Source organism: Bacillus salipaludis, from assembly GCF_004358205.1.
In genome coordinates this window covers 1-9,590 of sequence record NZ_SMYO01000046.1, presented here as the reverse complement: position 1 = coordinate 9,590, position 9,590 = coordinate 1, and the positions used below count along the sequence as shown (strand labels likewise).

Annotated in this window: 8 protein-coding genes and 1 pseudogene; 8 read left to right on the top strand and 1 reads right to left on the bottom strand. The window is 36.0% G+C overall.

Translation table 11 applies throughout. The features are described from left to right. Nucleotides 1–387: FTR1 family protein (locus E2K98_RS29305; RefSeq protein ID WP_208025445.1), on the bottom strand; the 387-nt coding region annotated here is incomplete at its 3' end. A gap of 578 nt (nucleotides 388–965) precedes the next feature. On the opposite strand from E2K98_RS29305, the pseudogene E2K98_RS31915 reads away from it, so the two are divergent. The 8 genes and pseudogenes from E2K98_RS31915 to E2K98_RS29275 all read left to right on the top strand — a co-directional run. Continuing rightward, a pseudogene (locus E2K98_RS31915) lies at nucleotides 966–1,727 on the top strand (COG4705 family protein); the annotation flags it as partial. A gap of 2,634 nt (nucleotides 1,728–4,361) precedes the next feature. Further along, entirely contained in the window at nucleotides 4,362–4,793 is a 432-nt protein-coding gene (locus E2K98_RS29295; protein ID WP_133340421.1) for a VOC family protein, read from the top strand. 619 nt (nucleotides 4,794–5,412) lie between these two features. Continuing rightward, nucleotides 5,413–5,826 carry an NAD(+)--rifampin ADP-ribosyltransferase gene (gene arr / locus E2K98_RS32260; protein ID WP_308175926.1) on the top strand — a complete coding sequence of 138 codons (414 nt, stop codon included), beginning with the start codon at nucleotides 5,413–5,415 and terminating at the stop codon, nucleotides 5,824–5,826. A 329-nt stretch (nucleotides 5,827–6,155) separates the two neighbouring features. Continuing rightward, entirely contained in the window at nucleotides 6,156–6,344 is a 189-nt protein-coding gene (locus E2K98_RS31910) for a hypothetical protein (protein ID WP_235824974.1), read from the top strand. Then, nucleotides 6,326–6,676: a DinB family protein gene (locus tag E2K98_RS29285; RefSeq protein WP_235824973.1), complete on the top strand. Its 351-nt coding sequence runs from the start codon at nucleotides 6,326–6,328 to the stop codon at nucleotides 6,674–6,676. Before E2K98_RS31910 ends, E2K98_RS29285 begins: the two co-directional genes overlap by 19 nt. A 148-nt stretch (nucleotides 6,677–6,824) precedes the next feature. After that, the gene (locus tag E2K98_RS31355; RefSeq protein ID WP_165976432.1) at nucleotides 6,825–6,974 is read left to right on the top strand and encodes a hypothetical protein; all 150 of its coding nucleotides are present in this window, start codon (nucleotides 6,825–6,827) and stop codon (nucleotides 6,972–6,974) included. A gap of 29 nt (nucleotides 6,975–7,003) precedes the next feature. Next, on the top strand, nucleotides 7,004–7,516 hold the full coding sequence (locus E2K98_RS29280) for an SRPBCC family protein (RefSeq protein ID WP_133340415.1): 513 nt from the start codon (nucleotides 7,004–7,006) through the stop codon (nucleotides 7,514–7,516). A 387-nt stretch (nucleotides 7,517–7,903) separates the two neighbouring features. After that, nucleotides 7,904–9,349, top strand: coding sequence for a M1 family metallopeptidase (locus E2K98_RS29275; RefSeq protein WP_133340413.1), 1,446 nt, complete (start codon nucleotides 7,904–7,906; stop codon nucleotides 9,347–9,349). Nucleotides 9,350–9,590: the final 241 nt, after the last annotated feature.

Sequence of the window (9,590 nt, the reverse complement as noted above, 5' to 3'; positions counted from 1 at the left end):
TAAAACAACCACTGCTAAAATACCAGTAAAAGCTTGAATATTTAATTCAGATGCGTTCACTGCTGAGATGATAGCTACAACAATGAACCAAGTGGCTATGGTAGCTAAGAATGAAACACCAGCACCTATTGAGATAGGTTTCCATACAGTGTCTTCCTTTTTACGAACTAGTCCAGAAATTATAGCAGCTAACACTAATATAGCTTCTAATCCTTCTCGAAAAACAAGGATAGCAGTATTAATAATGGCTGCACCTGGTGTTATGTTTTTTGCTGTAGGATCCGGATTACCATGAAAATGGATACCTTGCCATATGATAACACCAATAACTACAAGTAGAGAAAATGTAATAAGTATAGTTTTTAAATTAAAGATTTTCCTGAACATTTTAATCTATGCACTCCCTAAAACTGATAATGATAATCTTTTTCAATTACAATAAATTGATTTTATCTAATACAAAAATATGAGTCAATGAAATACTCGAAATTTAATCTATTTTTAATTTTTTTACTAAAGCTAGTATTTATCAAAAATAAAAAATTACTTTCCAAAAAAAGAGTGACATTTTTAGCCACTCTAAATTTAAAGAAGTATTCAACAATCCTGCACCGTATATACAATAAGAAAATGTTGCTTATACTTAATATACACTTAAGTTAATTTTAATTAGTTTTTAATAAATAGCCCCCACATTTCTAATATAGTAGAGACTAACATCATATCAAATGAAAATAAAAGATGGAGATTGCTTTATAACAATGACTACTTTTCAGGTCGGTAAATGATAAGCAAAGAATCAGAAGTCACCATATTTTTTGGAATCGTCAAGATTATGACAACCAGTGTGGGAGAAACAGCGCAGACTTCCTTAATGCTAAACTTGGTTTTAGATGGGTATCCTTATTTAAAGAGAAAAATAAAATTAAGTTGTGGGAAACCACCTTAAAGAAAGGGAATTATATATGCAAGAAAACCAAAATAAAATGAAAATTTTACTTAACAAAGTGCCACAAGTGACGATTTTCTTTTGGATCATCAAAGTTTTATGTACAACTGTTGGTGAAACATTTGCTGATTTCATCAATTTCAACATTGGACTTGGTTTAACTCTTACTACCATCATTATGGGAGTTGCGTTTTTTATTGCATTGTTTTTTCAATTTAAAGCAAACAAATATGTTCCGGCCATTTACTGGATAACAGTTGTTCTTATAAGCGTATTTGGAACACTGGTAACGGATAATTTGACAGATAATATGGGCGTACCACTTGAGGTTAGTACAGCTGTTTTCTCGGTGCTACTAGGACTGACTTTTCTATTTTGGTATCTTAGTGAAAAAACACTTTCGATCCACTCGATTTTTACTACAAAAAGAGAAGTTTTCTACTGGCTTACGATCCTTTTCACCTTTGCACTTGGAACAGCGGTCGGCGATTTATATTCCGAACAACTTGGTTTTGGTTATCTTTACACAGGAATTGGCGTTGTTATTATTATTGCTCTTGTGTTCTTAGCTTATAAATTTTTGAAACTTGACGGGGTATTAGCTTTCTGGACTGCGTATATTTTAACTCGTCCGCTTGGAGCGTCACTTGGAGATTACCTATCTCAACCAAAAGTAAATGGCGGAATAGGACTCGGAACAACCGTTACGAGCGTGATTTTTCTTATCGCTATTTTAGCGATCATCGTTTTCCTTGCCGTTTCAAAAATTGATACAAATGCTAAAGGTGATATAGCGGAAACAAACCAAAGTAATGTAAATAAGAAACATGTGCTAACACAAACGATTGTTGTACTCGTAATTTTCTTAATTGTTGGTATAGGTGGTTATAATTGGCGAAGTAATTATATTGCATCACAAGGTGCTGCAGAGCAAGCTACATTAGCAGGTCAATTAAACGATTTTGTTAAAATTGAAAATGATATGCTAAACGCTGTAAATAAAAACGACTTTGCTTCAGCAAAAAAAGGCGCTGATAATTTGGAACATCAGTGGGATACACAAGAACCTAAGCTTCGAAAAATTGATAGCACTACATGGACAAAAATTGATGGAACAATCGACTCTGTGCTAGCAGCTGTTCGTTCTTCAAAACCTGATGTTAATCAAAGCAAAACAGTACTTACTAATTCACTTAGTGTCTTAAAAGGTGCAAATAAATCAACATCAAAATCTGGTGCTTCACAAACTACATTATCTGGACAGTTAAACAATTTTGCAAAAATCGAAAATGATATGCTAAACGCTGTAAATAAAAGTGATTTTGCTTCAGCGAAAAAAGGGGCAGATGAATTAGAACATCAATGGGACACACAGGAACCTAAGCTTCGAAAAATAGATGGCACAACATGGACGAAAATTGATGGAACGATTGACGTTGTATTAGCAGCCGTTCGTTCATCGAATCCTGATGTAAACAAGTGTAAAACAGCACTTAACAATTCACTTAGAACCATAAACGCAGCAAATAAATAATAATCTTAGGAATCGCCAATCGCGGTTCCTTTTTAAATGGAATTTTTATTAAACGGGTAGCTTTAGTGGAGTAAGATAATCTATTGTGACCGCTTGAAAGAGATGACACAGTTTTTGCTTGATAAATTGGGACACTTTTTTCCAGTTTGAAACGTACATTTTTACATGTAGAGGCATGCATGATTCCCTTGGTTAATCAGGCAGACCCTCATTTGGATGTTTTTGTAAATTAATTAATGTATGTTTTGGCAGTATATTTATGAATATATACTCAAGAAAAAATGTATATAAGCTAATATTTATACATTTTTGTGAAGTTATGCTTGCTGCACTAACGGGGCAGGTTGTAGAAGGAAATAGAAAATAAAAGTAGAATATATTTAAAGGATTGAATTTGCTATTCCGAGTCAGAATAGTTAAACAACGATTGATTAATTGGGAGTTATAAGATGAAAAGTAAAGAAAGAAATAGAGACGGCTTTTTTAAAGATATCCTAATTGAGTTTATATTTGAAGTGGTTTGGAACATCTTAATGTTTATACCAAGAATGATAATTCGCTTAATAGGAAACATTTGGTGAAGTAGTTAGTCAAAATAGAGCTAACGAGGGCGATTGCAAATAAGGGCAGTCGTTTTTTTACAAACAAGACAGCATTCCTGTAATAAACGAACTGTAAAAAGGATAAGTTTGTGAATAAACGCACTTAAACTAAAGGGTGCAAGAGTTTAAGATCGGAGCTATCATATTGGTGGCTTTTTTCTTATTCGACTAACGGGCAGTTTAGTTGTGCGAAATGTTTCTAGCTTAAATGGAGGATGGTTACATTTCTCTGGTAAAGGCTAGACAGTTCCTGTCGGAACTGAAGGATTATATCGAAGAATCAAATGAAGGAGTAACGCCCTGAAGGGTTCTCTCTTAGTCGAATAGCACTTGATTTAGTAAGAAAGATAGTGTTATAAGCTCGGCGAAAAGGCGTGAGAATTTACCGTAACAGGTTAAGCTGACGAAGGCCTACCCGATGGGGTGGTGTAAATCATGATGCTTGAGTTGAATGAATATGGTGAGAATGCAAATTAAACCTAAAAGAAAAGGTTAAGCTGACGAACTTCTGAATGTACGGGTCTATACCTGCGATACATAGAAATGTGTATATCACCAAATTGTGAGGTTAGATGTGGGTGAGTAAAAATAACTAATATGAAAATCCATGATACGTTATAGGCGTATGAATACTAACAGGCTTACAGGAAGCACCTAAGTTCATTCTATAATAGATATAACTCAACGTTGTAAGCTGATAACGTGGAGGGCTTACTCCCGAAGAAGCGTTGGCAAGGAAAGCAATAATGACATTAGTTATTGTATAACTTGTCATTATATCAGTGAAAGTGGTGGCACAGTACCAATGAAAGGTCTAATCAGCCTAGAGGGATAGCCACTAGACTAATGAAGAATCATTTAATCATGCAAGGCAAATCTTTATCGGTTAATAAGGTTCTTGTGAGACTAATAGAGGTTCACCTCCTACGGGAGGCACCGACTTATTAAAACGGAAGAATTGAGACACAGAAGGGGCTACGATTTCTGAAGTGTTGGTGATTAAATTGAATTGGATTAGTTGGAACGCCGTATGAGGTGAAAGTCTCATGTACGGTGTGAACGGGGGGAAAAGGGAGCGATAACTTCAAACCCTTACCTATCTGTATGAACAATAGTCATTAGCTTTTATTCAACAATCGGGCCATTTAATCGAATAAGGATTATTTAGAATTGGAACCGTTATCCATCAAGTGGGTTAGTCCAGTTTACGCAAGCTCAATTTTGATGTATCATGAATAAGAGGTTGTCCAAATTTTTCCAAAGGAGCTGTTGAATGATGTCAATTAGTTTGAACCCGTATTTGATTTTTGACGGTAACACGAGAGAAGCGATCCATTTTTACGAGAAAGCGCTTGGCGGGAAAGTGATGGGTATCATGACGTTCGGAGATATGCCGGCGGACCCGAATCATCCGTTGACGGATGACATGAAGGATCGCGTTATGCATGCACACTTGAAAGTCGGCGACGCGGATCTCATGTTCACCGATACGTTCGCAGGCATGCCTTATCAGCCAGGCGATACGATTCAGATTGCCATCCATCCCAAAGAAGAGGCTAGAGCTAGAGAAATCTTCGCCGCTTTGGAAGACGGCGGACAAGTCATTATGCCTCTTCAGAAGACGGATTGGAGCCCCTTGTACGGGCAAGTAAAGGACAAGTTCGGCGTTACTTTCCAAGTGAATGTCCCAGGAGAGCAACCGCAGTAATAGCAAACATACTTCCGTTTCACCAACAAACAAAGCCTCCTGTTCGCGAATGGACAGGAGGCTTACTCAGTTGCAATTACAATGGTTGTGTGGCTAATGAGTAAATCATACAGACCAAGTTTCTTCAATAATCGGGCGCTTTCGGGGAATAACGTATTCATTTCTTGGGCCAGTTAGCGGAATAAATTTATTTTTTTAGAATATCACAGGAAAGGCATGGGCTTTTAAATAATGAAGAAATGTAGTTCAAAATGTGATTTCATTAATTTGGAGGTAAGATTAGATGAATATAAAATTTGATCCAAACAACGTCGTTATTAAACTCTGTATGAGTGGGATGAACATGGAAGATGGCGGAAACGTTGAAGGTGCAACCACGATGTTTCATCAAGCTTGGCACGAAGCAAAAGACGACTATGAAAGGTTTATTGCAGCTTATCATTTGGCTCGTCAACAAAAGAGTATTACAGACAAATTGAAATGGATGGAAACATCTTTACAGTGTGCACTAAATATAAATGATGAAAATGTTAAGAGTGCATACTCAACATTATATTTAAACATTGCCAAATTCTATGAGGAGTTGTGTGATTCTGATAATGCAAAAAGAAATTATGAATTGTCAAATTCATATGAGGGTGCACCTTCTGATGAAGGACCATTTTATCATGGGACAAAGGCAGATTTGCAGGTTGGTGATTTACTGACAGCGGGTGGAGATTCAAATTACAAACCTGAGCTTAAAATGAACCATATTTATTTCACTGCTAATGCCAATGGCGCAGGACTTGCAGCAGCATTAGCAAAAGGAGAAGGAAGAGAACGCGTTTATATAATAGAACCAACAGGTGAATTTGAAAACGACCCAAATGTTACTGACAAAAAGTTTCCGGGTAACTTAACACGATCTTATCGCTCAAAAGAACCTTTAAGAATTATTGGTGAAGAAACAGAGTGGGCGAAACTGACAACTACGGAGCGACGTGAATGGCGCGAAAATTTAGCCAAAAACAAGGGAGAAATTATTAACTGAACATATTTAAAATGAGTAAAATAGTTACTTTTCAAGTTTATCTGAGGGCTAACACATAAAATAAAGCAAGGCATCCTACGTGATATATCGTAGAGTGCCCAATTTGGCTGATGATCCAAGACCACTCAGCTTTTATACCTATAAAGGGTAAACATTAATTTTTATTTTACCGATACTCCGCAATCTGGCGCGATTCTGTAGCAAGAATAGCGCTCTTTCTTTATTAAAGGGACAGATTGTGGAATACGGGAAGAATATTTTTATTTAAAAGAAGGAAACATCTATTTTTAATAGAATGTTAAGTATTTTAATTAGAGGAGGTTGATCTGTTGGAGAGAAGAACTTTACTGGTATCTTCATTACCAGAGTATGAAGAAGAGATTGGCCGATGGCTATGGTGTCTAGAGGATGTACGACGTACTCTTATAACTGAATTAACTGGAACCAGCCAAAGCTTAATTGACCGGAAATTAGGCGAAGGACAATCAATGGGACACTCTTGTATCACATTGCATTGATCGAGGCAGATTGGTTATATGTAGAAGTACTTGGAACTGATTGGGATCAAGAAATTAGCGCATTATTTCCTTTAGAACATCGAACTGACGGCAATTTAACTCACTTTGAGGGAGAAAGTATAGAGGAACATTTTTACCGCCTTAATAAGGTACGCGAAGTATTTCTTTCTCACTTTCGTTCAATGGACTTAACCGATTGGCGTAAACCGAGAGTAATTGAACATTATGACGTCACACCTGAGTGGGTTGTTTACCATTTGATTGAACATGAATCGCATCATAGAGGTCAAATTTTTCAAATGCTTCGGGAATTACGAAATGATAAGTGCTAAAGAGAGGGAATTATAATTCATCTTGAATTAACGGAATGGCTTTAGATAATTATAAAATCAATAAATGTTGTTTAAGAAACGTTGGCTTATTATTCCACATTAATAGATAAATCAAGTGGTGTAGTTATTCCATTAAAGGGTGCAAGAATTGAACAGCGATGGACTGTTTTCAGCAGTCCATTTTTCTTGGTCTTTAATCCGTTCAATGGGCGGGCCAGACGAAGATATCACCCGATTACGATCTCCTGGCAGATCTTCTGGTTCAGGCTTCAAGCACTCTGTCAAAGTAGGGGAATAGTTCCCTTCAAAAAAACAAGGAGGATTTTCATGGATAACAATCTGAATCAATCGTTCGAAATTGCAATTACGCGTGTATTCGATGCCCCTCGCGAACTCGTATTTAAAGCATGGACAGAGTACGGGCATTTCGCGAAATGGTGGGGACCAAAGGGGGTCACCCTCGAAATCGTTAAAATGGATGCTCGTTCTGGAGGCGAGTTTTTAGGTATTCAGACGTCTCCTGACGGAAATCAGGTTATGTGGGGAAAATTTGAATACCAGGAGATTGTCGAACCTGAGAAAGTGGTTTTTATCCGATCCTTTTCCGATGAGCAAGGCAATACGGTCCGAGCGCCTTTTAGCGTGAGCTGGCCTCTTGAAATTATGAATATCATAACGCTAGAAGATGACGACGGTAAAACTGTTTTAAAACTGAAAGGTTGCCCTGTGAACGCTTCAGCTGAGGAACAAGAAACATACAAAGGTATGGCTCCAAAGCTTCAACAAGATCTTGAGGGTACTTTCGATAAACTTGCCGACTATCTTGTCTCCCTGAATTAGAATACGATAAAAAAGTTAATCGGCCAAAAAAACCTTAATCACTTTGAATATTACGTTTCAGCTGGGAATGTTTGTTCAATAGAACTTAGGACTTTATTTTCTCGCCTATGGCTGCTGCTTTTTTTGGTTATTCCATTAAAGGGCGCTTTTCTTTAGTAAGAAGGCGTCTTTTTGATATGCCACTACACATCAACGGATTAGATTTTGTTAAGGTAAAAAAAGATTGTGAAGATTTTCACTTAAACTAACGGGTGCATTACTTTCACAACAAACGGACTGTTTCGGCAGTCTTTTTTTATTATAGATATTTGACTAAAGGTACCAAAAAAAGGAAGGAAATAACAGTACCAATCGAGAATACTTCTTGTTATTGGAATATTGAGGAAGGTGTGGGGAGATACGATTTATAATAAGAAATTTGTTTTGATTTTATTACCTGTAATAATTGTTATTTCATTCGCTACTTGGTTGCTATTAAAAGATATTAAACAAGCAGAGTCATCTAAAATTGAAAAAACACCCAAAATGCAATTCTCTCCAAAAAGTGTGCCCCCAGGAAGTCAAAGCCAATATAATATCAGGTTGTCAATGAATCAAGACGGAAGGTTGCATTTAGAAACAACGGTAAAAGTAAAAAACGTTTCTAAAGATTCGTGGGACAATTTAGTGTTTTACTTTATTCCGAATATGTTTACAAAAAACAATTCACCACAATTAGAACACCCCTCTATAGTTCAATTTGATAAAGTTGCAGTCGGGGGAGAAAAAGTTGATTTTAAACTAGATAAGGATACATTAACCATTCCTCTGGTAAGTAAATTAGACTCTAACAAAGAAGTTACCGTTGATTTTGCCTATGATTTAACTCTCCCAGAAAACGGCTATAGATTTACAAAGGAGAATGGGAATTATTATTTGGCACAATTCTATCCTATGGTTGCGACATATAGAAATCATAAATGGAATAAGGAAGAATACACAACCCACGGAGAAACCTATCATACTGCATTCAGTGATTTTAAAGTAACCTATGACATTCCGAATGATTATACTATAGTCTCCACAAGCAAGAATGACAAATATCCTAGTGAAAACAAAGGTTCATTTGAAGTTAGAAATGTAAAAGAACTATTTATGGCGATACTTAAAAAGCCAAATGTCACCGAAAAAAAGGAAGGAAACGTAAATATCAGGGTGTTTGGAAATCAAGAAGATAAAGATTTAAATATGGATATTAGTGAAACTGCTTCAGATGCCTTAACCTTCTTTCAAAAGAATATTGGTTCATATCCATTTAAACAATTAGATATAGTACTAAACCAAATGGGGATGGAATACCCAGGAATAGTAACAGCTGGATCTATTCGCAATCTTGGTTCTGTAAATCCAGCTGGACTCAAATATATGGTTGTTCATGAAATTGCACACCAATGGTTTTACGGTATGATTAGTAATGACCCTTATAATGAAGCTTGGCTTGATGAGGGGTTCGCAGACTTTGCTGCAAAGCTATATTACTTTTCTAAATCGAAACATGACAATCCATTTTCATCAATACCTATAGAACAATTAAATCTTCCAGTAAATATGCCTTTAGATAAATATACATCAAATGCAAGTTCATACTTTTATGGTAAATCAGAGGTTATGCTATGGAAATTGTTTGAAAAAAGGGGTGGAATAAAAGAGGCTGAAAAATTCTTGAAATGCTATTATGATTTCTATAAATACAAAGAGGTTAATACGCAAGAATTTGTTAGATTTACTAAGTATTATTTTAATTTAAAAAGTAACTCTGTATTTAAGGGTTGGTTATTACTTATGGACTCGTAAAACGTTAGTTTCACAACAAATGGGCTGCCTCGGTAGCCTTTTTCTTCTTCAATCAGTTTGAAGCATAATGGGATTGTGAGTTATTGCACTTAAAGTAAACCAGCTAATAGTTTGTCAACATTTTTCAATAAAATGTTTGATCCCGTCATGATATACTAAAAATGTCCATGCCAAATAACCTTCCTCATTTCGCTTATTGGAAGGTTTTGTTGTATTTAGTTGGATATAGTTTTTATGCTAT